24 protein-coding genes are annotated in these 24237 nt (G+C 74.6%); 5 read left to right on the top strand and 19 right to left on the bottom strand.

The features are described 5' to 3' along the window. Nucleotides 1-57: 57 nt before the first annotated feature. Genes N555_RS0105170 through N555_RS0105160 form a run of 3 tightly spaced genes read left to right on the top strand, consistent with a single transcriptional unit; the run spans nucleotide 58 to nucleotide 2678 of the window. Complete coding sequence (locus N555_RS0105170) at nucleotides 58-576, top strand: hemophore-related protein (RefSeq protein WP_029430431.1); 519 nt, start codon at nucleotides 58-60, stop codon at nucleotides 574-576. A 19-nt stretch (nucleotides 577-595) separates the two neighbouring features. Beyond that, a complete protein-coding gene (locus N555_RS0105165; RefSeq protein ID WP_029430430.1) occupies nucleotides 596-1291 on the top strand; it encodes a response regulator transcription factor in 696 nt (231 codons plus the stop codon). After that, nucleotides 1284-2678: a sensor histidine kinase gene (locus N555_RS0105160; protein ID WP_029430429.1), complete on the top strand. Its 1395-nt coding sequence runs from the start codon at nucleotides 1284-1286 to the stop codon at nucleotides 2676-2678. The genes N555_RS0105165 and N555_RS0105160 overlap by 8 nt, the downstream gene beginning before the upstream one ends. 47 nt (nucleotides 2679-2725) lie before the next feature. Here N555_RS0105160 and aspS read toward each other — a convergent pair whose 3' ends face one another. The 4 genes from aspS to N555_RS0105140 are packed head-to-tail and all read right to left on the bottom strand — an operon-like array spanning nucleotide 2726 to nucleotide 7476. Further along, nucleotides 2726-4504, bottom strand: coding sequence for an aspartate--tRNA ligase (gene aspS, locus N555_RS0105155; protein WP_029430428.1), 1779 nt, complete (start codon nucleotides 4502-4504; stop codon nucleotides 2726-2728). A gap of 31 nt (nucleotides 4505-4535) precedes the next feature. Continuing rightward, nucleotides 4536-5516 carry an aldo/keto reductase gene (locus N555_RS0105150; RefSeq protein WP_029430427.1) on the bottom strand — a complete coding sequence of 327 codons (981 nt, stop codon included), beginning with the start codon at nucleotides 5514-5516 and terminating at the stop codon, nucleotides 4536-4538. Nucleotides 5517-5518: 2 nt separating this feature from the next. After that, the gene (hisS, locus tag N555_RS0105145; RefSeq protein ID WP_029430426.1) at nucleotides 5519-6787 is read right to left on the bottom strand and encodes a histidine--tRNA ligase; all 1269 of its coding nucleotides are present in this window, start codon (nucleotides 6785-6787) and stop codon (nucleotides 5519-5521) included. Beyond that, entirely contained in the window at nucleotides 6784-7476 is a 693-nt protein-coding gene (locus N555_RS0105140) for an MBL fold metallo-hydrolase (protein ID WP_029430425.1), read from the bottom strand. Before N555_RS0105140 ends, hisS begins: the two co-directional genes overlap by 4 nt. 225 nt (nucleotides 7477-7701) lie before the next feature. Between N555_RS0105140 and N555_RS0105135 the strand changes: the two genes are divergently transcribed. Further along, nucleotides 7702-8541 carry a peptidylprolyl isomerase gene (locus tag N555_RS0105135; RefSeq protein WP_029430424.1) on the top strand — a complete coding sequence of 280 codons (840 nt, stop codon included), beginning with the start codon at nucleotides 7702-7704 and terminating at the stop codon, nucleotides 8539-8541. Then, complete coding sequence (locus tag N555_RS25620; RefSeq protein WP_051683767.1) at nucleotides 8538-9110, top strand: DUF3105 domain-containing protein; 573 nt, start codon at nucleotides 8538-8540, stop codon at nucleotides 9108-9110. The genes N555_RS0105135 and N555_RS25620 overlap by 4 nt, the downstream gene beginning before the upstream one ends. Nucleotides 9111-9188: 78 nt before the next feature. On the opposite strand, the gene N555_RS0105125 is transcribed toward N555_RS25620, so the two are convergent. The 15 genes from N555_RS0105125 to pgsA form a co-directional block, all read right to left on the bottom strand. Continuing rightward, the gene (locus N555_RS0105125; RefSeq protein WP_304412904.1) at nucleotides 9189-11651 is read right to left on the bottom strand and encodes a RelA/SpoT family protein; all 2463 of its coding nucleotides are present in this window, start codon (nucleotides 11649-11651) and stop codon (nucleotides 9189-9191) included. A 113-nt stretch (nucleotides 11652-11764) separates the two neighbouring features. Then, nucleotides 11765-12361, bottom strand: coding sequence for an adenine phosphoribosyltransferase (locus N555_RS0105120; RefSeq protein WP_029430421.1), 597 nt, complete (start codon nucleotides 12359-12361; stop codon nucleotides 11765-11767). After that, a complete protein-coding gene (gene secF, locus N555_RS0105115) occupies nucleotides 12358-13773 on the bottom strand; it encodes a protein translocase subunit SecF (RefSeq protein WP_051683766.1) in 1416 nt (471 codons plus the stop codon). Before secF ends, N555_RS0105120 begins: the two co-directional genes overlap by 4 nt. Continuing rightward, nucleotides 13770-15449: a protein translocase subunit SecD gene (gene secD, locus N555_RS0105110; RefSeq protein WP_034508900.1), complete on the bottom strand. Its 1680-nt coding sequence runs from the start codon at nucleotides 15447-15449 to the stop codon at nucleotides 13770-13772. The genes secF and secD overlap by 4 nt, the downstream gene beginning before the upstream one ends. Nucleotides 15450-15461: 12 nt before the next feature. Then, complete coding sequence (gene yajC, locus N555_RS0105105) at nucleotides 15462-15821, bottom strand: preprotein translocase subunit YajC (RefSeq protein ID WP_029430418.1); 360 nt, start codon at nucleotides 15819-15821, stop codon at nucleotides 15462-15464. A gap of 161 nt (nucleotides 15822-15982) precedes the next feature. Beyond that, the gene (ruvB, locus tag N555_RS0105100) at nucleotides 15983-17107 is read right to left on the bottom strand and encodes a Holliday junction branch migration DNA helicase RuvB (protein WP_029430417.1); all 1125 of its coding nucleotides are present in this window, start codon (nucleotides 17105-17107) and stop codon (nucleotides 15983-15985) included. A 79-nt stretch (nucleotides 17108-17186) separates the two neighbouring features. Then, the gene (gene ruvA / locus N555_RS0105095; protein WP_029430416.1) at nucleotides 17187-17825 is read right to left on the bottom strand and encodes a Holliday junction branch migration protein RuvA; all 639 of its coding nucleotides are present in this window, start codon (nucleotides 17823-17825) and stop codon (nucleotides 17187-17189) included. Nucleotides 17826-17830: 5 nt separating this feature from the next. After that, nucleotides 17831-18391: a crossover junction endodeoxyribonuclease RuvC gene (ruvC, locus tag N555_RS0105090; RefSeq protein WP_029430415.1), complete on the bottom strand. Its 561-nt coding sequence runs from the start codon at nucleotides 18389-18391 to the stop codon at nucleotides 17831-17833. Nucleotides 18392-18554: 163 nt separating this feature from the next. Beyond that, a complete protein-coding gene (locus N555_RS0105085; protein ID WP_029430414.1) occupies nucleotides 18555-19307 on the bottom strand; it encodes a YebC/PmpR family DNA-binding transcriptional regulator in 753 nt (250 codons plus the stop codon). Continuing rightward, nucleotides 19304-19945 (bottom strand): pyridoxal 5'-phosphate synthase glutaminase subunit PdxT, encoded by a 642-nt coding sequence (gene pdxT, locus N555_RS0105080; protein WP_034508895.1) that lies wholly within the window; start codon nucleotides 19943-19945, stop codon nucleotides 19304-19306. The genes N555_RS0105085 and pdxT overlap by 4 nt, the downstream gene beginning before the upstream one ends. Next, on the bottom strand, nucleotides 19942-20850 hold the full coding sequence (gene pdxS / locus N555_RS0105075) for a pyridoxal 5'-phosphate synthase lyase subunit PdxS (RefSeq protein ID WP_029430413.1): 909 nt from the start codon (nucleotides 20848-20850) through the stop codon (nucleotides 19942-19944). The genes pdxT and pdxS overlap by 4 nt, the downstream gene beginning before the upstream one ends. Before the next feature lie 58 nt (nucleotides 20851-20908). Further along, nucleotides 20909-21448 (bottom strand): LemA family protein, encoded by a 540-nt coding sequence (locus N555_RS0105070; protein WP_051683764.1) that lies wholly within the window; start codon nucleotides 21446-21448, stop codon nucleotides 20909-20911. An 11-nt stretch (nucleotides 21449-21459) separates the two neighbouring features. After that, nucleotides 21460-22674 carry a glycosyltransferase family 4 protein gene (locus N555_RS0105065; RefSeq protein WP_029430411.1) on the bottom strand — a complete coding sequence of 405 codons (1215 nt, stop codon included), beginning with the start codon at nucleotides 22672-22674 and terminating at the stop codon, nucleotides 21460-21462. A 13-nt stretch (nucleotides 22675-22687) separates the two neighbouring features. Beyond that, the gene (locus N555_RS0105060; protein ID WP_029430410.1) at nucleotides 22688-23605 is read right to left on the bottom strand and encodes a phosphatidylinositol mannoside acyltransferase; all 918 of its coding nucleotides are present in this window, start codon (nucleotides 23603-23605) and stop codon (nucleotides 22688-22690) included. Beyond that, nucleotides 23602-24237 (bottom strand): phosphatidylinositol phosphate synthase, encoded by a 636-nt coding sequence (pgsA, locus tag N555_RS0105055; RefSeq protein WP_029430409.1) that lies wholly within the window; start codon nucleotides 24235-24237, stop codon nucleotides 23602-23604. The genes N555_RS0105060 and pgsA overlap by 4 nt, the downstream gene beginning before the upstream one ends.

Raw genomic sequence — 24237 nt, 5'->3', positions numbered from 1 at the left:
GCCTCACAGCCCGCGGACAGCCTCGGTCCCACACACCCCCCGACCGAGGAGACCACTGTGCACCTCCGTTCCCTGCTCACCGGCGCCGCCCTGGCCGTCGTCGTCGCCGCCGTCCCCGTCACCGTCGCGTCGGTCGCCTCCGCCGACGGCGGCCCGTCCGCGGCGCCGGGTGCCGCCTGCGCGGGCCCTGGCGTCCGCCTCGCCGTGGCCGACTTCCTCGCCGCCCACCCGGAGGTGACCGACGAGCTCGCCGCGCTGCGCGCCCTGCCGGCCGGCGAGCGCGCCGACGCGCGGCGGCAGTACCTCACCGACCACCCCGACGTCGCGGCGGCGCTGCGTGACCTCCGGGCCGACGTCCGCGACCGGTGGTGGGAGCTGGCCGGGGACCTCTCGGCCACGCTGCAGGACTCGCCCGCGCTGGCCGACCTCGCCGGAGAGCTGGCCGACGTCCCCGTCGGCGAGCGCGCCGAGGCGGCGCGGCAGTACCTGGCCGGCTCCCCCGAGGCGCGTCAGGAGCTGCGCGACGCGCGCCGCGAGGCCCGCGACCGGCTGCGGGACTGCCGGTCGGGCGGCTGAGCAGGAGATCATCCGCTCCGTGAGCGCACCCCAGGGCCAGCCGGACGTCCTCGTCGTCGACGACGACGAGGACATCCGGGTCTCGCTGTCCCGGGGCCTGCGGCTGTCCGGGCTGGCCGTGCGGACAGCCGCCGACGCGACGGAGGCCCTGGCGGCGGTCGCGGCGGCGCTGCCCGACGTCATCGTCCTGGACGTCGGGCTGCCCGGCCGGGACGGGATCGCGGTGCTCGAGCAGTTGCGCACCGACGGCGTCGGCGTGCCGGTGCTCGTGCTCAGCGCCCGCAGCGCCGTCGACGACCGCGTGCAGGGCCTCGCCGCCGGCGCCGACGACTACCTGGTCAAGCCCTTCGCCCTCGCCGAACTCGTCGCGCGGCTGCGGGCTCTGCTGCGCCGCATACCGGCCACCGCCCCGGCCGGGTCGTCGGTCGGGCCGCTGACCGTCGACCCCGGGCGCCGCCGCGCAACCGTGGACGGCGTGCCCGTGGAGCTCACCCGACGCGAGTTCGACCTGCTGGAGACGCTGGTCCGCAACGCCGGGCTGGTGCTCGCCCGGGAGCGGCTGCTCGAGCTCGTCTGGGGCTACGACTTCGCGGTCGACACCAACGTCGTCGACGTGTTCGTCAGCCAGCTCCGCCGCAAGCTGGAGGCCGGCGGAGCGCCGCGGCTGGTGCACACCGTCCGCGGCATCGGCTTCACCCTCGAGCACCGTGGCTGACCGGCGCGCCCGCTCGCTGCGGACGAGGGTCGCGGTCGCCGCGGGGCTGGGCGCCGTCGTGCTGGCCGTCGTCGTCGCGGCCGTCCTCTCCGCGCTGCTCACCCGACGCGAGGAGTCGGCGCTGGACCGGCGACTGGACGCCGTCACCGGCGCCGTGGCCGCGCGTGTCGCCGCGGGCGCCGATCCCGCCGACCTGCTCGACCCGGCCGCTCCGCTGCCGGGCAGCGCCCTCGGCGGGCTGGTGGTCACGGTCCGCGCGGCCGACGGCACCCGGACGGAGTCCGTGGACGGCGCGGCCGCCGACCTGCCCGCGCGGGACGGCGCGGCGGGCGGCTACCGCGTCCGCACGGCGGAGGTCCCCGGCGGCACGGTGACGGTGGGCCTGCCCTCCGGCGCGACCGACCGGGCCGTGGCGCGGGTCCGCCGCTCCGTCGTCCTGGGTGCCGCGCTCGCCGTCCCCGCCGCCGCCGGGCTGGCCTGGCTGCTGGCCGGGCCGGCGCTGCGGCCCCTGCGCGCCCTGCGCGACCGGACGGCCGCCCTCGGCGGGCGGCCGGGACCTGCCGAGCGCGCCGGGCTCCTCGCCGGGCCGGTGCTGCGGTCGGCCGAGACCGCGGAGGTGGCCGCCGCCCTGACCGGCCTGCTGGAGCGGGTGGACGCCGCCCGCGCCGACTCCGAGCGGGCGCTGGCCGCCGCCCGCGACTTCGCCGCCGCCGCCGAGCACGAGCTGCGGACCCCGCTGACCACGCTGCGCACCGACATCGAGGTGCTCGCCGCACACCCCGACCTGCCCGCGGCCGAGCGCGCCGAGGTCGTCCGCCAGCTGGCCGCGACCCGGGAGCGGCTGGAGGCGACGCTGGTCGCCCTGGGCCGGCTCGCGGCCGGCGAGCTCACCCACGCCGCCGACCCGGGCGGCGTCGAGCTGACCGACCTCGTGGCCACGGCGGTGGCCGCCGCGGCCCGCGCCGCCCCGGACGGCGTGGCGGTGACCGCCGACCTGCCGGCCGCCGAGGTCCGGGTGCCCGGCAGCGCCGCGTCGCTCCGGCTCGCCACGGACAACCTCCTCGCCAACGCGCTGCGCCACGGCGGCGGCCGCCGCGTCGTCGCCGCCGTCCGGGTCGCGGGCGACCGCGTGCTGCTCACCGTGGACGACGACGGGAGCGGGGTCCCCGCCGACGAGCGCGTCGCCGTGTTCGACAGGTTCCGGCGCGGGCGGACCGCCCGGGCACCGGGGTCGGGGCTCGGCCTCGCGCTGGTCGCCCAGCAGGCGTCCCTGCACGGCGGCACCGCCTCGCTCTCCGAGAGCCCGCTGGGCGGGACCCGCGCGGTACTCGACCTCCCGGTCGGACCGGCCGGGACGCCACAGACCGGGAGCATCCGCGACGCCTGAGGCCCGCGCTGCGGGCGGCCCCGCTCTCCCCGGTGCCCGCCCCGCGGTCAGCCCTTCGTCGGGTCCGTCGGGCCGGGAGCTCCGGGCTCGCCGGGCAGCGCGGGCTCCTCCGGCTTCGCGTCGATGCCCGCCTCCTTGCGCTGCGCGTCGCTGATCGGCGTCGGGGCGCTGGTCAGCGGGTCGAAGCCGGCGCCGGTCTTCGGGAAGGCGATGACCTCGCGGATCGAGTCGACGCCGGCCAGCAGCGCGGTCAGCCGGTCCCAGCCCAGGGCGGCACCGGCGTGCGGCGGCGGACCGTAGGCGAACGCCTCGAGGAAGAACCCGAACCGCTCGCGGGCCTCCTCGCGGGACATGCCGAGGGTCTCGAACACCCGCTCCTGCAGCGCGGCGTCGTGGATACGCACCGAGCCGCTCATCACCTCGTTGCCGTTGATCACCATGTCGTAGGCGTCGGAGAGGGCCGCGCCCTTGTCCTCGGCGAACCGGTCCCGCCACTCGGGCGTGGGCGAGGTGAACGGGTGGTGCATGAAGGTCCAGTCGCCGTCCTCGGTCTCCTCGAACATCGGGAAGTCGACGACGAACAGGAACGACCAGGTGCCGGGCTCGATGAGCTCCAGCCGCTTGGCGATCTCGTTGCGGGCGGCGCCGAGCAGCTCCTGCGAGGTGCGGCGGGCGCCGGCGGCGAAGAAGACGCAGTCGCCGGGCTTCGCGCCGACGGCCGCGACCAGTCCGTCGCGCTCGGCCTCGGAGATGTTCTTGGCGACCGGCCCGCCGAGGGTGCCGTCCTCGGCGATGGTCACGTAGGCCAGCCCCCGCGAGCCGCGGGAGCGGGCCCAGTCCTGCCAGGCGTCGAACGCCCGCCGCGGCTGCGAGCCGCCGCCGGGCATGACGACCGCGCCGACGTAGGGCGCCTGGAACACCCGGAACGGGGTGTCGGCGAAGTACGAGGTCAGCTCGGTGAGCTCGATGCCGAACCGCAGGTCGGGCTTGTCGGAGCCGAACCGGTCCATCGCCTCGCGGTAGGTCATCCGCGGGATCTCGGGGACGTCGTGGGAGGCCAGCTCCCGCCACAGCGAGCGGACGACGTCCTCGGCGATCGCCAGGACGTCGTCCCGGTCGACGAAGCTCATCTCGAAGTCCAGCTGGGTGAACTCCGGCTGCCGGTCGGCGCGGAAGTCCTCGTCCCGGAAGCAGCGGGCGATCTGGTAGTACCGCTCCAGCCCGCCGATCATCAGCAGCTGCTTGAACAGCTGCGGCGACTGCGGCAGCGCGTACCACTTGCCCGGCTGGAGCCGGACCGGGACGACGAAGTCGCGGGCGCCCTCGGGGGTGGAACGGGTCAGCGTCGGCGTCTCGACCTCGGTGAAGCCGTGCCCGGCCATGACCCCGCGGGCGACGCGGCTGATCTCGCTGCGCAGCCGCATGATCCGGGCGGGGTCCTGGCGGCGCAGGTCCAGGTAGCGGAACCGGTAGCGGACGTCGTCGCTGGCGGCCTGGTCGGTCTCGATCGGGAAGGGCAGCGGTGCGGCCGAGGAGAGGACGCGCAGCTCGCTGGCGACGACCTCGATCGCGCCGGTCGGCAGCTCGGGGTTCTCGTTCCCGGCCGGGCGCTCGCGCACCTCTCCGGTCACGAGCACGCAGTACTCGTTGCGCAGCGCGTGCGCCTCCTCCTCGCGCACGACGACCTGGACGTAGCCCGAGGCGTCGCGCAGGTCGAGGAAGACCACGCCGCCGTGGTCGCGGCGGCGGGCGACCCAGCCGGCGAGGGTGACCGTCGAGCCGGCGTCGGTACCGCGGAGGGTGCCGGCGTCATGGGTGCGGAGCACGGGGATCTCTTCCTTCGATGTGGGAGGGGGACTACCAGCGGTCGTGCACGTGCGCGCGGATGCGCTCGTCGTACACCCGCTCGAGGTCTTTCAGCTGGCCGTCGGTGAGGCGGGGCAGGTCGGCGGCGGTCACGTTCCCGCGCACCTGCTCGACGTTGCGCGCACCGGGGATGACGGAGGTGACGCCGGGCTGGTCGATCGCCCAGCGCAGCGCGAAGGCCGCCGTCGAGGTGTCGCCGGCGATCTCGGCGACCTCGCGGGCCGCGGCGACGCCGACCTCGAAGGGCACGCCGGCGAAGGTCTCGCCGACGTCGAAGGCCTCGCCCCGGCGGTTGAAGTTCCGGTGGTCGTCAGCCGGGAACGTCGTCGACTCGTCGTACTTGCCCGTGAGCAGCCCGCTGGCCAGCGGCACCCGGGCGAGGACGCCGACCTCAGCGGCCTGCGCGGCGGGCAGCAGCTCCTCCAGCGGCTTGCGCCGGAAGACGTTGAGGATCACCTGGATCGTGGCGACGCCCGGGTGCTGCAGCGCCGTGAGCCCCTCGGCCACGGTCTCCACCGAGACGCCGTACGCCGCGATCGAGCCGTCGGCCACGAACCCGTCGAGGGTGTCGTAGACGCGCTGGTCGGAGTACACGGCCGGCGGCGGGCAGTGCAGCTGGACGAGGTCCAGCGTCTCGACGCCGAGGTTCTTCCGCGACCGGTCGACCCAGGCGCGGAGGTTCTCCGGGGTGTACTCCTCGGCGGTGAACGGGTCGGCTCGGCGGCCGGCCTTCGTCGCGACGAACGGCCGGTCCGACCTCAGCACCAGCGCCCGGCGGATCCGCTCCTCCGAGCGGCCGTCCCCGTAGACGTCGGCGGTGTCGAGCAAGGTCACCCCGGCATCGAGCGCGGCCTCGAGGACCGCCTCGGCGGTCTCGTCGTCGACGTCGCCCCAGTCGCCGCCCAGCTGCCAGGTGCCGAGTCCGACGACGCCGACCTCGGCACCGGTCCGGCCCAGGGGCCGCTGTTCCATGCTCACTCCCCCACCGTCGCACGCTTGAGCGCCTCGAACAGATCGGCCACCGGGACGGGGTGCTGCTCCTGGGTCCGCAGGTCCTTGAGCTGGCCGACGCCCTCGGCGAGGTCGCGGTCGCCGATGACGACGGCGTGCGTGGCGCCGGACCGGTCGGCGGCCTTCATCGCGCCCTTGAGCCCGCGGTCGCCGTAGACGGTGTCGGCGGAGATCCCCGCCGCACGCAGCTGGCCGACCAGCCGGACGGCCAGGCGCTTGGCCTCCGCACCCAGGGGCACGACGAACGCCTGCACCCCGGTGGCGGTGGCGATGTCCAGCCCTTCCGCCTGCACCGCGAGCAGCGTCCGGTCGACCCCGACCGCGTAACCGATGCCGGAGACGTCCGGTCCGCCGAGCGCCGCGGACAGCCCGTCGTAGCGGCCACCGCCGCCGATCGCCGACTGGGCGCCGAGGCCGGAGTGCACGAACTCGAACGTCGTCTTCGTGTAGTAGTCCAGGCCGCGGACCAGCTTCGGCGCCTCGGTCCAGGTCACGCCGAGGTCGGTGAGGTGCTGGCGTACGGCGTCGTAGTGCGCCCTCGTGGAGTCCGACAGGTGGTCGACCATCAGCGGGGCGTCGTCGAGCTGGGCCTGCACCTCGGGCCGCTTGTCGTCGAGCACCCGCAGCGGGTTGATCTCCGCCCGGCGGCGGGTCTCCTCGTCCAGGTCCAGCTTCTCGAGGAACGCGACCAGCAGCTCGCGGTACTGCGGCCGGCAGGTGTCGTCGCCCAGCGAGGTGAGCAGCAGGTCGAAGTCGGTCAGCCCGAGGTCGCGGAACCCCTGCACGCCCAGCGCCACCACCTCGGCGTCCAGCGCCGGGTCGTCGACCCCGAGGGCCTCCATGTCGACCTGGGTGAAGTGCCGGTAGCGGCCGGCCTGCGGGCGCTCGTAGCGGAACGCCGAGCCGACGGTCCACAGCTTCACCGGCAGCGCACCGGTGTGCAGGCGGTGCTCGATGAAGGCCCGCATCAGCCCGGCGGTGAGCTCGGGACGCAGCGTCAGGGAGCGGCCGCCGCGGTCGTCGAAGGTGTACATCTCCTTCGTCACGACGTCGGTGGACTCCCCGACCCCGCGGGAGAAGACGGCGGTCTCCTCGAAGACCGGCGTCTCGACGTAGCCGTAGCCGGCCCGCCGCAGCGGTGCGGTCAGGGCGTCGCGGACGGCGAGGAACCGGGCGGAGTCCGGCGGGAGGGTGTCGAACGTCCCCTTCGGCGCGGTGAGGTGCGTGCTCACAGCCCGCGGCCCCTCGGCGCCGGCCCGGATGCGGCGGCCTCGGCCAGGTAGGGGTTTGTGGCCCGCTCGCGGCCGATCGTGGTGAGGCCACCGTGCCCGGGCAACACCACCGTCGCGTCGTCCATGGGGAGGACGACGTCGCGCAGCGAGGCCAGCATCGACGCCCACGAGCCGCCGGGCAGGTCGACGCGGCCCACCGAGCCCTCGAAGAGCACGTCACCGGCGAGCAGGCCGGGCGCCTCCCCCAGGTCCAGGGAGAACATCACCGAGCCCTCGGTGTGGCCCGGGGCGTGCCGGACGGTCAGCGTGACCCCGGCGAGCTCCAGGACGGCGCCGTCGTCCAGCGTCCGGACCTCCGACGGGTCGGGCAGCCGGGCGCCGCGGATCAGCGGCGCCAGGGCCGGCCCGTGCCAGGCCACCGGGTCGGCGAGCATGCCGGTGTCGGCCGGGTGGATGTAGGCGGGGATGTCGTACCCCTCGCACACCGGGACGACGGAGAAGGTGTGGTCGAGGTGGCCGTGGGTCAGCACGACCGCGACGGGCTTGAGGCCGTCCTCGGCGATGATCTGCGCCAGCGGTTCGACGGCCTCCATCCCGGGGTCGACGATCACGCACTCCTGGCCGCGACCGGTGGCGACGGCGTAGCAGTTGGTGCCGAAGGCGCCGGCCGGGAACGAGCGGATGAGCACCCGTGCAGGTTACGCGGAGGGTGATCACCGCTCCGCACGCCGCAGGACCGCGGTGGCACCGGACGGGCCGCCCCGCGGCTGACACGACCCGCGCTCCGGCAGGCATCCGGGCTTCCCCAGCCGGGCGGCCTAGACTCCCGGCCGACCAGCGGGGCCGCTGTCGGACGGGCCCAGTCCCTCGAGCCGGGCCCCGCAGCAGCCGCACGCCCCGAGGAGTTCTCCCCCGTGCCGAGCAACAAGCAGCGCCGGCAGGCCGCCCAGCGCCACCTGCAGCGGCAGCTGGAACGTCGCGCCGAACTGGCCCGCAAGCGGCGCCGCAACCTGCTCGTCGCCATCACCGCCGTCGCCGTCGTCCTGGTCGTCGGCGCCGTCCTGCTGGTGACCGGCCTCGGTGGGGACGACGACGAGAGCACCGCCACCGACCCGACCACGTCGGCGCCGACGGGAGCCGCCGAGTCGCCCGTCGCGCCGGTGGTGAACCCCGACGGCACCGTCACCTGCGACTTCGCTCCCGACGGTTCGGGCACCGACGTGGGCCTGCCGCCCGACGAGGCGGCCACCCCGGCGACCGGCACCACGGCCCTGGCGGTCACCACGTCGGCGGGCGACATGACCTTCACCCTCGACCGGGCGAAGGCCCCGTGCGCGTCCTCGAGCTTCGCCTACCTGGCCTCGGTCGGGTTCTTCGACGGCTCCCCGTGCCACCGCGAGGTCAACCAGCCGACCTTCGGCGTCCTGCAGTGCGGCGACCCGACCGGCACCGGTCAGGGCGGCCCCGGCTACCGGTTCTACGAGGAGACCCCCGAGGGGACGACCTACCCGCGGGGCACGATCGCGATGGCGAACAGCGGCGCGCCCGGCTCGACCGGCAGCCAGTTCTTCCTGTGCTTCGTCGACACCCAGCTGCCGCCGGACTACACCCCCGTCGGCACCGTGGACGAGGCGGGCCTGGCCGTCCTCGACCAGATCGCGGCGGCCGGCAACGACGGCTCGTTCGAGCCGAGCCCCGGCGGCGGCGCCCCGAACACCCCGGTGACGATCACCTCGATGACGGTCGTGCAGTGAGCCCGCGGCGCGCCGCCCTCCTCGCCGGCGCGGCGACCCTCGTGGCCGCCGGCTGCAGCACGAGCGTGGAGGGCGCCGCGTCCCCGGCGTCCGGAGCCGGCGCGCCGCTGGGAGACACCCGCGTCGCCGACTACGAGGTCGGTCAGCTGCACGAGCCCGGGGACGTCGAGTACGCGGAGAGCCCGCCGGTGGGCGGCCCGCACGCCGCCGCCTGGGCCGACTGCACCGGCAGCGTGTACGACGTCCCGATCCGGCCGGAGAACGCCGTCCACTCGCTGGAGCACGGCGCCGTGTGGGTCACCTACGACCCCGCCCTGGCGACCGCCGACGACGTCGCGGCCCTCGAGCAGCTCGTGGCCGGCGTCTCCCACCGCCTGCTGTCGCCGTACGAGGGCCTCGGCTCCGCGATCAGCATCCAGGCGTGGAACCACCAGCTGGCGGTGGACTCGGCCGACGACCCCCGCCTGGCCGCCTTCGCCGACCAGCTGACGCAGGACCCGGAGAACACCCCGGAGCCGGGTGCCACCTGCGAGAACCCGGCGTTCCTGGCCGATCCCGAGACCGCGTAGGGCTCACTGTCACCGCACAGCGCTCCTGTCGCCCTGCGCGGTGACGGCGGCGCTGCGGGGTGACGGTCCGTGCCGCGCTCAGGCGGTGACGCGCTCCACGTCGAAGACGCCGTCGACGTTGCGCACCGTCTGCAGCACCGCGCCCAGGTGCGCGGGGTCGGCCAGCTCGAAGGTGAACCGGCTGATCGCCACGCGGTCGCGGCTGGTCTGCACCGAGGCGGACAGGATGTTGACCCGCTCGTCGGCCAGCGCCTTGGTGACGTCGGAGAGCAGCCGGTGCCGGTCCAGCGCCTCGACCTGGATCGCCACCAGGAAGACCGAGCCCGGCGAGCTCGCCCACTCGACCTCGACCAGCCGCTCGGGCTTGCGCTGGAGGTCCTCGGCGTTGGTGCAGTCGGTGCGGTGCACGCTCACGCCGCCGCCGCGGGTGACGAAGCCCAGCACCTCGTCACCGGGCACCGGGGTGCAGCACTTGGCGAGCTTGGCCCACACGTCGGTCATGCCGTGGACGACGATGCCGGGGTCGCCGCCGGCGGCCCGCCGCGTGCGGGGGCGGCTGGTCGGGATCGCGGTCTCGGCGATGTCCTCGACCGCACCCTCGGTGCCGCCCAGCGCCGCGATCAGCTTCTCCACCACCGACGCCGCGGAGAGGTGGTTCTCCCCCACCGCCGCGTAGAGCGCGGTCACGTCGGCGTGGTTGAGGTCCTTCGCCAGGGTGGACAGCGCCTCGCCACCGAGCAGCCGCTGCAGCGGGAGGCCGGCCTTGCGCATCGCGCGGGTCAGGGCCTCCTTGCCGGCCTCGACGGCGTCCTCGCGGCGTTCCTTGGTGAACCACTGCCGGATCTTGGTGCGCGCGCGGGAGGAGCCGACGAACGCCAGCCAGTCCTTCGACGGCCCGGCGGTGGGCGACTTGGAGGTGAAGATCTCGACGACGTCGCCGTTGGTCAGCGTGCTGTCCAGCGAGACGAGCGCCCCGTTGACGCGGGCACCGATGCAGCGGTGGCCGACCTCGGTGTGCACCGCGTAGGCGAAGTCCACCGGCGTGGAGTCCCCGGGCAGGCTGACGACGTCGCCCTTGGGCGTGAAGACGAAGACCTCCTGCGGACCGAGGTCGTAGCGCAGGGTCTCCAGGAACTCGCCGGGCTCCTGCGCCTCGCGCTGCCAGTCCAGCAGCTGCCGCAGCCACAGCATGTCGTCGGGCGAGCCGGCCTTGGGGGTGGCGCCGAACTCCCCGGCGCTGGGCCGGCCGCCGACCCGCGCCTTCTCCTTGTACTTCCAGTGCGCGGCGATGCCGTACTCGGCGGTGCGGTGCATGTCGTGGGTGCGGATCTGCAGCTCCACCGGCTTGCCCTGCGGGCCGATCACGGTCGTGTGCAGCGACTGGTACATGTTGAACTTCGGCATCGCGACGAAGTCCTTGAAGCGGCCCGGTACCGGCTGCCAGTGCGCGTGCATGATGCCGAGCGCGGCGTAGCAGTCGCGGACGGAGTCGACCAGGATCCGGATGCCGACGAGGTCCCAGATGTCGGTGAAGTCCCGGCCGCGGACGATCATCTTCTGGTAGATCGAGTAGTAGTGCTTGGGCCGGCCGGTGACGACGGCCTCGATCCCGGCGGCCTTCAGCTGGTCGGTGACCGACGCGGTGACCTCGGCCAGGTAGGTGTCGCGCGACGGCGCCCGCTCGGCCACCAGCCGCACGATCTCGTCGTACCGCTTGGGGTACAGCGTGGCGAACGCGAGGTCCTCCAGCTCCCACTTGATCGTGTTCATGCCCAGCCGGTGGGCGAGCGGAGCGAGGATCTCCAGCGTCTCGCGGGCCTTCTTCTCCTGCTTCTCGGGCGGGAGGAAGCGCAGCGTGCGCATGTTGTGCAGCCGGTCGGCCAGCTTGATGACCAGCACCCGCGGGTCGCGGGACATCGCGACGATCATCTTGCGGATCGTCTCGGCCTGGGCCGCGTCCCCGAGCTTGACCTTGTCGATCTTCGTGACGCCGTCGACCAGGTGGGCGACCTCGGGGCCGAAGTCCTTCGTGATCGACTCGAGGGTGACCCCGGTGTCCTCCACCGTGTCGTGCAGGAGGGCGGCGACCAGGGTGGTCGTGTCCATCCCGAGCCCGGCGAGGATGGTCGAGACCGCCAGCGGGTGGGTGATGTACGGGTCGCCGCTCTTGCGCTTCTGGCTGGCGTGCGCGGCCTCGGCGACGTCGTAGGCGCGCTGCAGCACGGCGAGGTCGGCCTTGGGGTGGCTCTGCCGATGCAGGGCGGCGAGCGGTTCGAGGACCGGCCGGACGACGGTGCTGCGCTGGCCGGCGACGATCCGGCGGGCCAGCCGGTCGCGCACGCGGCGGCGCGGGGTGCCCGGGTCGTTCTCCGCGGGGGGCTCCGAGCCGACGTCGTCGGGCCGGCGCACCGCGGGGCGCGGCGGAAGCGGGGCCCGCTCCCCGGCCGGGGCACCGGGCGGTAGCGCCGCGAGCTCCGGTGCGGGCTCTGCGGCCTCCAGGCGCCCGGCAGCCAGGTTGGTGGCAGCTGCATCGGGGGCCACGACCACTCCCACGGGCTCGAGGAGGAGAGAACAGCTCCCATGTTAGCCGGGTGGGGGCGCGGAACCGCTCCTCCGGGCGGCGACCTGCCCCTCACGGAGGCGGGCCGGCACGGTCAGGTGGTCCAGAGGGCGTGCACCGTGTGCGGCGCGAGCACCTGACGGCCGCCCAGCTCCGCGAGCTCCACGACCACCGCCACCGCGCTGACGACACCGCCGAGCTGCTCCACCAGGCCGATCGTCGCGGCCAGCGTGCCGCCGGTCGCGAGCACGTCGTCCACGACCAGGACCCGCTGGCCCGCAGTGATCGAGTCGGTGTGCATCTCCAGCTCGGCGGAGCCGTACTCCAGGTCGTACGCCGCCGAGACCCGCGCCCGGGGCAGCTTCCCGGCCTTGCGCACCGGCACCACGCCGACGCCGGCATCGAAGGCGACGGCCGCCGCGAGCAGGAACCCGCGGGCCTCGACGCCCACGACGACGTCGAACCCCGGGTGCGCGCCGTCGAGGGACGACGCCATGGCCGCCACCCGCGGATCCACCGAGGCGGCCGACGCCAGCCCGTCGACGATCCGGCGGAACGCCGGGCCGTCAGCGAAGACCGGCGTCAGGTCACGGAAGACGATCCCCGGCGAGGGGAAGTCCGGCACGTCGACGGCGATGGAGGCGACGAGCTCGTCGAGGGGCACCTCGGCCCCGGGAGCACTGGTGGTCACCGGCGCTTCTTGCCCCCGCCGCTCCCCCGCCGGCCGTCCGGCCGCTGGGGCCGCGCGCCGGGCCGCGGCGCCGCGGTGGCACCGCTGCGCGGCGCCGAAGGGCGCACGGACGACGGCGACTCCACGACGACGTCGGCCTGGGCGGGACCGAGGTCCTCCACCCGCTCGGCCACCCCGACCGCGGACTGACGGCGCGCCGACGGCGAGCGCCGCGCGCTGGCGACCGGCCCGCGACCCGGACCCGTCCCCCGGCCCTCGCGGGCGGCGGAGGCGCGGCGGGCCATGACCCGCTTGCGCAGCGCGATCTGCTCCGGCTCCCGCTCCTTGAGGTCGGCCACGATCGGGGTCGCCAGGAAGATCGAGGAGTACGTGCCGGCCGCGAGCCCGACGAACAGCACCAGGGCGAGGTCCTCGAGCGTGCCGACGCCGAGCAGTCCGACGCCGACGAACAGCAGCCCGGCGACCGGCAGCAGGGCGATGACCGAGGTGTTGATCGACCGCATCAGCGTCTGGTTGACCGCCAGGTTGGCGGCCTCGCCCCACGTCATGCGCGCGCTCGTGGACAGGCCCTTGGTGTTCTCGTCGACCTTGTCGAAGACGACGACGGTGTCGTAGAGCGAGAAGCCCAGGATGGTGAGGAACCCGATGACCGTCGACGGCGTGACCTCGAAGCCGACGAGGGAGTAGACGCCCGCGGTCACGATGATGTCGTGCAGCAGGGCGACCATGGCCCCGATCGCCATCTTCGGCTGGAAGCGCACCGCCAGGAACAGGACGACGGCGGCGAGGAAGACCACCAGCGCGATCAGCGCCTGCTGGGTGATGTCCTCACCCCACTGCGCGCTGACCGAGTCGGCACTGATCCGCCCCGGGTCGACACCGGTGGCGTCGGCGACCGCAGCCGTGACCGCCGCTTCGCCGTCCCGGTCCAGGGCCGCGGTGCGCAGCAGGATCGTGTTGCCGCCCACGACCTGTGCCGAGGCCACGTCCGCGCCGGCGTCCTCGGCCGCCTCACGGACCTCGGTGAGCTGCTGCTCGGTGCCGTCAGGGATCTTGAGGCTCGTGCCGCCGGCGAACTCGATGCCGAAGTTGAAGCCGCGGAACACCATCGACGCGATGCAGATCAGCACCACGACCGCGGTGATCTTGTAGATCAGCCGGCTGCGCCCCACGACGTCCAGCCCGGCCTCGCCGTTGTACAGCCGGTGGGCCAGCGATGCGCGGCGCCGCGGCCGGCGCGGCCCGGTCCCGCTGCCGTCGTCCTCCCCGGCGGGCAGCAGGCCCGCGTCGGCCAGCGCCGCGTCGTCCGCCGCGGCCGCGGCGTCCTCGGCCGCCGCGGAGGCATCGGCCCGCTCGTCGGCCTCGGTGCCGACCGGGATCTCCTCGTCGGTCCGGTCGTGCTCGCGGCTCATGCCTTGCTCCCGTCGGTCGCCGTGGTGCCGGATCCGGCGCCCGCGCCGACCAGCTGCCGCCCGCCGCCGGCCTCCGGCCGGGGGACCCGCGGCCGGTCGATGTTGCGGCCCAGCCCGGAGAAACGGCTGTCGCCGAACTTCTTGTAGCGGGAGAGGACCGCCATCAGCGGATGGGTGAAGAGGAAGACGACCACGAGGTCGAGCACGGTGGACATGCCCAGGGTGAAGGCGAAGCCCTTCACGTCCCCGATCGCCAGCCAGTAGAGGATCGCCGCGGCCAGGAAGCTGACGGCGTCCGCCGACAGGATGGTGCGTCGGGCGCGGACCCAGGCACGCGGTACGGCCGAGCGCAGTGTGCGGCCCTCGCGGATCTCGTCCTTGATGCGTTCGAAGTACACGACGAACGAGTCGGCGGTGATGCCGATCGAGACGATGAACCCGGCGATGCCGGCGAGGCTGAGGGTGAACCCGATCTGCCGGCCGAGCAGCACCAGGCAGGCGTAGACCACCACCGCCGACAGCAGCAGGCTGGCGATCATCACCAGCCCGAGCAGCCGGTAGTAGACCAGCGCGTAGACGAACACGAGCGCGATGCCGATGGCACCGGCGATCAGGCCCGCGCGCAGCTGCTCGGCGCCCAGCTCGGTCGAGATCGACTGGGCGGTGGCCTGCTCGAAGGTGAGCGGCAGCGCGCCGTACTTGAGCTGGTTGGACAGCTCGGTGGCGCCCTCCTGGTCGAAGGACCCGGTGATCGTCGTCGGGTTGCTGGTGATGGCCGACTGGATCACCGGCGCGGACACCACCCGCTCGTCGAGGGTGAACGCCACCTGCTCCTGCTGGTGGGCCGCGGTGTACTCGGCCCACGTCTGCTCGCCGTCGCCGTTGAAGTCCAGCAGCACGATCCACTCGCCGGTGCTCGGCTCGGTGCCGGCGCGGGCGTCGTCGATCTCGGTGCCCTCGATGATCGCCGGGCCCAGCAGGTACTTCTGCGAGCCGTCGTCACTGCAGGCCGCCACGTAGGAGTCGGGAGCGGCCGGCAGGACCGGCGCGCCCTCGGTGTCGCAGCGCAGGGCGTTGAAGCCGGGCGCGGCCTCCTCGGGAGTGGCCGCCTGGACCGGCGCGGCCGGCTCGTCGCCGGTCGTCGCGCCCGCCGTGTCCGTGGGGGTCGCCCCGTCGGTCGGGGCCGCGGCGTCGGTGGGCGCGGCGGTGTCGGTCGGGGTCGCGGCGTCGGTGGGCGCGGCGGAGTCGGTCGGCGTGGACGCGACCGTCGGGTCCAGCGTCGCGCAGAGGCCCGTCGTGTCGGTCGCCGACGGGCAGATCACCGGCCGGAAGCGCAGCTGGGCGGTCTGGCCGAGCTCGCGGGCCTGGTCGCCGTCGTCACCGGGGACGGAGATGACGATGTTCGAGTCGCCCTCGGTGACCACCTCGGCCTCGGCGACGCCGAGCCCGTTGACCCGCTGCTCGATGATCTGGCGGGCCAGCTCGAGGTCCTCGGGGTCGGGCGCGCCGCCGCCCGGGGTCTGCGCGGTCAGGGTGACGGTCGTGCCGCCGCGCAGGTCCAGGCCCAGCTGCGGGGTCCGGCTGTCACCGGTGAAGAGGACGAGCGAGTAGAGCCCGGCGACGATCAGCAGGAAGACGCCGAAGTACCGGCGCGCGGGAGTCGTTCGGTTGGCCATCGGGTCCCCGGCTCAGCGGGTCGGGTCGGCGGGGCCGCCGTCGACGCTGCCGGGGGTGGAGTCACCCGGGATCGCGTCGTCCCCGGCGACGACGTCCCCCGACGCCGGGTCGGCGGCCGGCTTCCGGACCTCGAGGATCGCCTGGCGCACGAAGGTCATGACGACGCCCGGGGCGACCTCCACGTCGACCGTGGTGTCGGTCTTGCCGGCCACCGTGCCGTGGATGCCGCTGGTGGTCATGATCGGCGTCCCGGGCTGCAGCGCCTCCTGCATCGTCTGCTGCTGGGCGGCCACCCGCTTGCGCTGGCGGGCCGGCAGCACGATGAGCAGCACGAAGGCCAGCACGAGCAGGATCAGGGGAAAGAACTCCACGGCGGGGGTGCCTCTCTACCGCGCCGGGACCTGCGCGCGGTGGGTGCGGTCCGGGACGGGACCGCTCGGGTACGTCGGCTGCGGCGCGCACAGCGACCGACCGTGCAGCGCACGGAGGCCGGACCGTTGTGCAGTCGAGTTGCGCGCCAGCGACAGGCAGTCTAGGCGTCGAACAGCGGTTCGGTGTCCGGGCGCGGGGCCAGCGTGGCGGGAGTGCTCCCACCGAGTGGGAGCCCGCCGCGCGGCAGGGGCTGCCCGAGGTGCCGCCACGCCGCCTCCGTGGCGACGCGACCGCGCGGCGTGCGGGCCAGCAACCCGGCGCGGACCAGGAACGGCTCGCACACCTCCTCGACGGTGTGCGACTCCTCCCCCACGGCGACCGCGAGCGTGGAGACCCCGACCGGCCCGCCGCCGAAGCGCATGACCAGGGCCTCGAGCACGGCGCGGTCCAGCCGGTCCAGGCCCAGGTCGTCGACGTCGTAGAGCGCCAGGGCTGCACGCGCGACCGCCAGGGTCACCCGGCCGTCGCCCTCCACCTCGGCGTAGTCGCGCACCCGGCGCAGCAGCCGGTTGGCGATCCGGGGGGTGCCGCGGGACCGTCCGGCGATCTCCGCCGAACCGTCGTCGGTCAGCTCCACGCCGAGCAACTCGGCACTGCGGGCCAGGACCAGCTGCAGCTCGGCCGGCTCGTAGAACTCCATCTGGCCGACGAACCCGAAGCGGTCACGCAGCGGTCCGGTGAGCAGACCGGCCCGGGTGGTGGCCCCGACCAGCGTGAAGGGGTTGATGTCCAGCGGGATGGCCGTCGCACCGGGCCCCTTGCCGACGACGACGTCGACCCGGAAGTCCTCCATCGCCATGTACAGCAGTTCCTCGGCCGGCCGGGCGATGCGGTGGATCTCGTCGATGAACAGCACGTCGCCGGGACTGAGGTTGGAGAGCATGGCCGCGAGGTCGCCGGAGCGCTCGATGGCCGGCCCGCTGGTGATCTTCACCGAGGTGCCCAGCTCCGAGCCGATGATCAGCGCGAGGCTGGTCTTGCCCAGGCCGGGCGGTCCGGACAGCAGCACGTGGTCCGGTGGCCGGCCGCGGCGCTTGGCGCCCTCGAGGACCAGCGCCAGCTGGCGGGCCACCTTCGGCTGGCCGATGAAGTCGTGCAGCGAGTGCGGGCGCAGCGCCGACTCGACGACGCGCTCCTCGTCACCGGCCTGCGGCGACACGGCGAACTGGCGCCCGAGGTCGTCGTCCACGTCCCCGGTCAGCCCGCTGTCGAACGGCGAGGTCATGATCTCCGCCCCCCGCTCCCGCGCGGCGCTCCGCTCCTCGCTCGCTGGCGCTCGGTGCGATGCTCACGCCGCTGTGCGCTCATGAACGCCCCAGCAACTGGATGGCCTGCCGCAGCAGGACGGCGATCTCCACCCCACCCGCGGCCTGCTGCTCCTCGGCGACCGGCTCCAGCGCGCCGAGCGCCGTCTCGGCCTCCTTGCCGCTCCAGCCCAGACCGATGAGGGCCGTGGTCAGCTGGTTGCGCCACGGGGCGACCGGGGTCACCGGCCCGAGACCGGCCGGCAGCCCCGGCCCGTCGAGCTGCGTGTCTGAGGTCGTCACGCCCAGCCGGTCCCGGAGCTCCAGGATGAGCCGCTCGGCGCCCTTCTTGCCGATCCCGGGCACCTGCATGAGCGACTTGACGTCGGCCGTCGAGACGGCGCGGCGCACCTCGCGCGGCGGGTGGATGGCCAGCACCGCCTGCGCGAGCCGGGGCCCGACGCCGTTAGCGGTCTGCAGCAGCTCGAACAGCTGGCGCTCGTCGTCGTCGGCGAAGCCGTAGAGCGTGAGCGAGTCCTCGCGCACGATCAGGCTGGTCGACAGGCGGGCGCTCTCCCCCACCTGGAGCCGGGCGATCGTGCCCGGCGTGCACTGCACGGCCAGGCCGATGCCGCCGACCTCGACGACCGCGCCGTCCGGCGAGACCGCGGCCACCCGGCCGCTCACACTGGCGATCACTGCGTTCAGACCCCCTGCCACCGCGGCAACGTCCGCGGCTGGATGTTCGCACCGATGCCCCCGGCCAGGGCGGCCACCCGCAGCCGCTGCTGCGCCGGGCCCCGCCACACGTGGCAGACCGCGAGGGCCAGGGCGTCGGCGGCATCGGCCGGCTTGGGCGCCGTCACCAGGCCCAGGACCCGGGTCACCATCATGGTGACCTGCTCCTTGTCGGCCCGGCCGTTGCCGGAGATCGCCGCCTTGACCTCGCTCGGCGTGTGCCACGCGACGGGCCGGTCGGCCTGCGCCGCGGCGAGCGCGGCCACCCCGGCGGCCTGGGCGGTGCCGGTCGCGGTGCCCTTGTTGTTCTGCGTGAACACCCGCTCGATGGCCATGACGTCGGGCCGGTGCTCGCGCAGCAGCGCCGTCACCGCGGTGTGCAGCTCCAGCAGCCGCAGCTCCAGGTCCAGCTCGGGAGAGCTGCGGATCACCCCGACGCCCACGGCCTGCGGCCGCGCGCCGGGCCGGCCGTCGACGACCCCCCACCCGCAGCGGGTCAGCCCGGGGTCGATGCCCAGCACCCGCATGGAGCCTCCCGCCTCTGCCGAACTGGTGTTCGACCCGAGGCTATCCCGCGGGACCGACGACGAGTCGCGACACGCGCGGCTCAGCCGACTCTTCCCGTGGGTCGGCTTCCGCCCTCGGTCCGCTCCCCGCTCGCTGGCGCTCGCTGCGATGCTCCCGCCGGCGTCAGCCGACCTTCTCGAGCACCTCGTCCGAGACGTCGTAGTTCGCGTACACGTTCTGCACGTCGTCGCAGTCCTCGAGGGCGTCGATGAGCCGGAAGACCTTGCCCGCGGAGTCCTCGTCCAGCTCGACGCTCACGCTGGGCACGAAGGCCGCGTCCGCCGAGTCGTAGTCGATGCCGGCGTCCTGCAGCGCCGTGCGGACGGCGACCAGGTCGGTCGGCTCGCAGACGACCTCGAAGGAGTCGCCCTGGTCGCGGACCTCCTCGGCGCCGGCGTCCAGCACCGCCATGAGCACCGAGTCCTCGTCGGCACCGTCGGCCTTCGGCACGACGATGACGCCCTTGCGGGAGAACAGGTAGGACACCGACCCGGGGTCGGCCATGTTCCCGCCATTGCGGGTCATCGCCGTGCGGACCTCCATGGCCGACCGGTTCTTGTTGTCGGTGAGGCACTCGATGAGGACGGCGACCCCGCCGGGCGCGTAGCCCTCGTAGGTGATGCCCTGGTAGTCGACGCCGCCGGCCTCGGCACCGGACCCGCGCTTGACCGCGCGGTCGATGTTGTCGTTGGGCACCGAGCTCTTCTTCGCCTTCTGGATGGCGTCGAACAGCGTGGGGTTCCCCGAGGGGTCACCGCCGCCGGTGCGGGCGGCGACCTCGATGTTCTTGATCAGCTTCGCGAAGAGCTTGCCCCGCTTGGCGTCGATCCCGGCCTTCTTGTGCTTCGTGGTCGCCCACTTGGAATGGCCGCTCATGACGAACTCCTCTCCTCCCCGGCGACGGCGCCGGACCTGCGTCCCCGGGCCTCGCGCACGATCTCGACGAACAGCGCGTGCACCCGGCGGTCCCCGGTCAGTTCGGGGTGGAAGCTGGTGGCCAGGAGGGATCCCTGGCGAACCGCCACGATCTTACCGTCGCCCGCCCCGCCGACGACCCGGCCGAGCACCTCCACCTGCGGCCCGGCCTCCTCGACCCACGGCGCCCGGATGAACACGGCCGGGACCGTCGCCTCCCCGAGCCGGACGGTCGACTCGAAGGAGTCCACCTGCCGGCCGAAGGCGTTGCGTCGCACGGTCACGTCCAGGCCCCCGACGGTCTCCTGGTCGGCGGGGGCGTCGAGCAGCCGGTCGGCCAGCAGGACCATCCCGGCGCAGGAGCCGTAGACCGGCAGCCCGCTGCGCACCGCGGCCCGGAGCGGCTCCATCAGCCCGAAGCGGGCGGCGAGCTTGGCGATCGTCGTCGACTCCCCGCCCGGGAGCACCAGCCCGTCGACCGCCGCCAGCTCCTCCGGCCGGCGCACCGGGACCGCATCGGCGCCCTCCGCGGCGAGGGCGGCCAGGTGCTCCCGGACGTCGCCCTGCAGCGCGAGGACCCCGATGGTCGGCGTGCTCACCAGCCGCGGGTGGCGAACCGCTCGGACTCGGGCAGCGTGGCGACGTTGATGCCGACCATCGCCTCGCCGAGGCCGCGGGAGACCTTGGCGATCACGTCGGGGTCGTCGGCGAACGTCGTGGCCTGCACGATCGCCGCCGCCCGCTGCGCCGGGTCGCCGGACTTGAAGATGCCCGAGCCGACGAACACGCCCTCGGCGCCCAGCTGCATCATCATCGCGGCGTCGGCCGGCGTCGCGATGCCGCCGGCGGTGAACAGGACGACGGGCAGCTTCCCGGCGCGGGCGACCTCGACGACGAGGTCGTGCGGGGCGCGCAGCTCCTTGGCCGCGACGAACAGCTCGGTCTCGTCGAGCGTGCTCAGCCGCCGGATGCCGGCGCGGATCGCCCGCATGTGCCGCACGGCCTCGACGACGTTGCCGGTGCCGGCCTCGCCCTTGGACCGGATCATCGCCGCGCCCTCGGCGATCCGGCGGAGGGCCTCGCCCAGGTCGGTGGCGCCGCAGACGAACGGCACGGTGAACGCGTGCTTGTCGATGTGGTGCGCCTCGTCGGCCGGGCTGAGCACCTCGGACTCGTCGATGTAGTCCACGCCCAGGCTCTGCAGCACCTGCGCCTCGACGAAGTGCCCGATCCGCGCCTTCGCCATCACCGGGATCGAGACGGCGGCGATGATGCCGTCGATCATGTCGGGGTCGCTCATGCGCGAGATGCCGCCCTCGGCGCGGATGTCGGCCGGAACCCGCTCCAGCGCCATGACGGCGACGGCGCCCGCGTCCTCGGCGATGCGGGCCTGCTCGGGCGTGACGACGTCCATGATCACGCCGCCCTTGAGCTGCTCGGCCATGCCGCGCTGGACGGCGGCCGTGCCGGTGGCGCGGGGGGTGGTCGGGTCGGGGACGGTCACGATGGCCTCGCAGGTGTCGACAGCGGGCCCGGACGGCCCGCTGCATCGTACGAGCCGGTCAGTGCCGCCCGGACCCTGCGGTGCCCGCGAGCTCCCCGAAGCTGTCGTCGATGTCGAAGTAGCGCGGTAGCGGCCGGCGGGCGTGCAGCCGCAGCAGCCGGGTCAGCCGCCGCCCACGCAGCTCCGCGGTGTCCCGCACGGCGTCGTTGTAGAACCGGCGGGCCAGCGCCACCCGCTGGGCGGTGCCGGTCAGGTCCTCGGCCAGCGCCGGCGCCATGCGCGGCAGCTCGCGTACCAGGCCGCGCAGCTCCCGGCCCAGCACGTTCTCGGCCAGCTCACGGTCCGGCGTCCAGGGCAGGCTGGCGCCGGCCGCCGCCCGCGCCAGGCCCGCGGCCCGCGCCGGTTCCAGCGGGACGCCGCCCTCGCGGGCCACCTCGGCGGCCAGCGCGGCGCGGCGGCGCAGCTGGCTCTCCAGCGCCGTCCGCGCCCGGTCCACCCGGGCCTCCAGGCGGCGGAGCCGGGTCAGCGTCCACGCCGTCCACACGAGGAGGAAGAGGACGACGACGCCTACGGCGATCGTCCAGACGGGGAGGCCCACGACGGATCAGGCTAGCGCCGCACCCGCCGCCGCAGGGACGCTCTGCTCGGCACGTCCGCACCGGGGAGACCGGCCACCTCGGCGTGGTCCTCCGACGCGGTCACCACGCCGCCCCCCGGCGGCACCACGGTCTCGTAGACGGCCAGCACCCGTCGGGCGACCACCGACCAGTCGTAGGCCCAGGCCGCCTCCCGCCCACGGGCGGAGAGGTCCGCCCGGCGGTCGGGGTCGTCGAGCAGGCCGGCCAGCGCGTCGGCCAGGGCCCCGGCGTCGCCCCGGCGGACGAGCACCCCCACCTCGCCGTCCTCCAGGACGGCGGCGAAGGCGTCCAGGTCGCTGGCCACGATCGGCGCCCCCGCGGCGAGCGCCTCGATGAGGATGATCCCGAAGGACTCCCCGAGCAGGTTCGGCGCGCAGTAGACGTCGACCGAGCGCAGGAACGCCGCCTTGTCCGCCTCCGCGAGCTCGCCGAGCAGCTCGACGTGCTCGCCCAGCTCCGGCGGGATGGAGGCCCGCAGCGCGGCGGGGTCGCCGCGGCCGGCGATCAGCAGCCGGGCGGTGGGGTGCCGACGGAGCACCCCGGGCAGGGCCTCCAGCAGGACCGGCAGGCCCTTGCGCGGCTCGTCGAAGCGGCCCAGGAAACCGATGGTGGGTCCGCCGCTCCCCCGCTCCAGCCCGGCCAGCTGCGGACCGTCGGCGAAGGAGGCGACGTGCACGCCGTTCGGGATGACCACCGCGTCGCCGCCGAGGTGCTCCACCTGCAGCCGGCGGGCGAAGTCGGAGACGGCGATGCGCCCGCTGATCCGCTCCAGCCACGGCCGGATGACCGGCCCCCAGGCGCTCAGGAACTTGGACCGCACCGTGGCCGCGTGGAACGTCGCCACGATGGGGCCCTTGGCGATCATGAGGACGAGCAGGCCGATGGACGGCGGGGCGGGGTCGTGCACGTGGACGACGTCGAAGTGGCCCTCGCGCAGCCAGCGGCGCACCCGGGCCGCGGAGATCGGGCCGAACTGCACGCTGGCCATCGACCCGTTGTAGGGGATCGGCACGGTGCGCCCCGCGAAGGTCACGTGCTCGGCCGGCAGGGACGCCTCGTGCTCCGCCGGGGTCAGGATCTCCACGTGATGGCCCAGGCCGCGCAGCGTGTCGGCGAGGTCGCGCACGTGGTACTGGACGCCGCCCGGGCGGTCCCACTTGTACGGGCAGACGATGCCTATGCGCATGGGCCGGCTCGCATCAGGCCCGTGCCCCGGCCGGGTCCGGCGGCACGTCGGGCCAGATCCGGCCGAGCACGTGCCAGTCCTCCGGGTGCCGGGCGATCGTGGCCGCGAAGGCGTCGGCGACGCCCTGGGTGGCGGCGACGACGCGGTCGCGCAACCGGCCGGGACCGGCCACCGGCACCTCGGGGCACCACCGCAGCCGCCAGCCGCGCTCGGTGAACGAGCACGTCATGGGCAGCAGCGCGGCCCCGGTCTGCGCCGCGAGCAGCGCCGGGCCGCCGGGCATCGTGGTGGGGCGGCCGGCGAAGGTGACCGGGATGCCGCTGCCGGCGAGGTCGCGGTCGCAGAGCAGGGCGACCGAGCCGCCGCCGTCCAGCCACTCGCGGAGCACGGTCGCGCTGGGCCGCGGCCCGCCGGTCAGGGGGACCACCCGCATCCCCAGCGACTCCCGGAAGGCGAGGAAGCGGTCGTAGAGCGACTCCGGCTTCAGCCGCTCGGCGACGGTGAGGAACGGGCCGCCGAGCAGGTCGACGTACCAGAGGGCACCGGCGTCCCAGTTCCCGCTGTGCGGCAGCGCCGCGACGACCGGCCGGCCCTCGGCCAGGACGCGGTCGACGTGCTCGCGGTCGAACACCTCGGTGCCGGCGACGATCCGCTCGGGCGAGATGCGGGGCAGCCGGAAGGTCTCCTGCCAGTAGCGGCCGTAGCTGCGCATCGCCCGCATCGTGAGGGCGTCGAGCTCCTGCTCGCCGAGCGCGCCGCCGGTGATCACCCGCAGGTTGGCGCGCAGCTGCCGGACGCCCTTCCCCTCCCGCCGCGCCACCGCGGCGAACGCGGCGTCGAACCCGCCGCGGGCCAGCGGCTCGGGCAGCGCCTTCACCGCGCCCCATCCGGCGGCGTACCCGAGGTCGGTCAGCCGGGCGGTCGCGCTCACGGCGCCGCCGGCGCGCTCGGCAGCGGCCGGCCGCTCGCCTGACGGTGGACCTCGACCCCCCGCTGCACCACCGTGACCAGGCTGCCGGCGAGCAGCACCCACAGTCCGACGTGGACGGCGTAGGGCACCCCGAGGCCGTACAGGCCGGTGCCGGTCAGCACGAGGATCAGCCGCTCGGTGCGCTCCACGATCCCGACGTCGCAGCGCAGCCCCACGCCCTCCGCGCGGGCCTTGACGTAGGAGGTCAGCACGCCGAGCACGAGGCAGAGCAGCGCCACCAGGGCCAGGAGGCGGTTGTCGCCTTCGCCGGTGAACCACCAGACGAGCGCGCCGAAGATCGCCGCGTCGACCACCCGGTCGAGGCTGGAGTCGAGCACCGCGCCGAACAGCGATCCGCCGCCGCGGGCCCGCGCCAGGGCACCGTCGAGCATGTCCAGCAGCACGAAGACGGTGACGGTGAACGCGCCCCAGAAGAGGTGACCGGTCGCGATGAGGCCCACCGAGCCGGCGACCGCACCGAGCGTGCCGGCGACGGTCACCGCGTCGGCGGTGACCCCGGCCCGCAGCAGGGTCGCCACCACGGGCGCCCAGAACCGCCCGACGGCCGCCCGGACGCCGGCGGTCCCGAGCAC

This window comes from Blastococcus sp. URHD0036 (genome assembly GCF_000701365.1).
Lineage (GTDB): Bacteria > Actinomycetota > Actinomycetes > Mycobacteriales > Geodermatophilaceae > Trujillonella.
Note: the sequence above shows the minus strand (reverse complement) of the source record. Positions and strands in the feature narration are given on the sequence as shown.

Excerpts from the sequence above, each read along its gene's own strand:
- N555_RS0105085 (WP_029430414.1), bottom strand. The coding sequence starts at position 19,307 with ATGAGCGGCCATTCCAAGTGGGCGACCACGAAGCACAAGAAGGCCGGG.
- secF (WP_051683766.1), bottom strand. The coding sequence starts at position 13,773 with ATGAGCCGCGAGCACGACCGGACCGACGAGGAGATCCCGGTCGGCACC.
- ruvB (WP_029430417.1), bottom strand. The coding sequence starts at position 17,107 with ATGACCTCGCCGTTCGACAGCGGGCTGACCGGGGACGTGGACGACGAC.
- N555_RS0105065 (WP_029430411.1), bottom strand. The coding sequence starts at position 22,674 with ATGCGCATAGGCATCGTCTGCCCGTACAAGTGGGACCGCCCGGGCGGC.
- N555_RS0105150 (WP_029430427.1), bottom strand. The coding sequence starts at position 5,516 with ATGGAACAGCGGCCCCTGGGCCGGACCGGTGCCGAGGTCGGCGTCGTC.
- secD (WP_034508900.1), bottom strand. The coding sequence starts at position 15,449 with ATGGCCAACCGAACGACTCCCGCGCGCCGGTACTTCGGCGTCTTCCTG.
- ruvC (WP_029430415.1), bottom strand. The coding sequence starts at position 18,391 with ATGCGGGTGCTGGGCATCGACCCCGGGCTGACCCGCTGCGGGTGGGGG.